The sequence below is a fragment of the Pelagicoccus sp. SDUM812005 genome (genome assembly GCF_031127875.1).
Lineage (GTDB): Bacteria > Verrucomicrobiota > Verrucomicrobiia > Opitutales > Opitutaceae > Pelagicoccus.
Genome location: NZ_JARXIA010000077.1, coordinates 1 through 593, shown reverse-complemented (window position 1 = coordinate 593; position 593 = coordinate 1). Strand labels below are relative to the sequence as shown.

At 66.8% G+C, this 593-nt stretch carries 1 protein-coding gene; it reads left to right on the top strand.

Annotation, left to right across the window (positions count from 1 at the left end; translation table 11 throughout):
* On the top strand, window positions 1–593 hold a 593-nt coding region (locus QEH57_RS25040; protein ID WP_343224842.1), incomplete at both ends, for a zinc-binding dehydrogenase.

The following is a 593-nucleotide window of genomic DNA, read 5'->3' as shown; positions in this document are numbered from 1 at the left end:
GGCGGCATGGCTCCCTACATGATCGCCGAAGAAAAGGACCTGCTCGCCCTTCCCGACGAGCTGAGCTACGTCGACGGAGCCCAGGTCGCCTGCGGATTCGGCACCGTCTACGAAGGCCTCGAGAAGATCGGCATCAGCGGCAACGACGCCGTCCTCGTTACCGGCCTCGGCCCCGTCGGCCTCGCCGCAGCCGTTCTCTCCCGCGCCCTCGGTGCCAAGACGATCATCGGCACCGACGCCATCGACGAACGCCTCCAGATCGCCAAGGACCTCGGACTCTGCGACCACGTGCTGAAGGCAGGCCCCGACAACGTCGAGCAAATCCGCGCCCTCACCGGCGGGCACGGCGTCGAGCGAGCCGTTGACTGCTCCGCCCACCACGCCGCCCGCAAGACCGCCGTGCAAGCGACCCGCAAATGGGGCAAGATCGTGCTCATCGGCGAAGGAGGGACCATGGACCTGAACCCTTCCCCCGACATGATCCACGACCAAAAGACAATCTACGGCTCCTGGGTCACCTCGACCTGGCGCATGGAAGAGCTGCTCGAGCGCCTCGTGCGCTGGGGCGTCAAGCCCTCCGACCTCGTCACCCA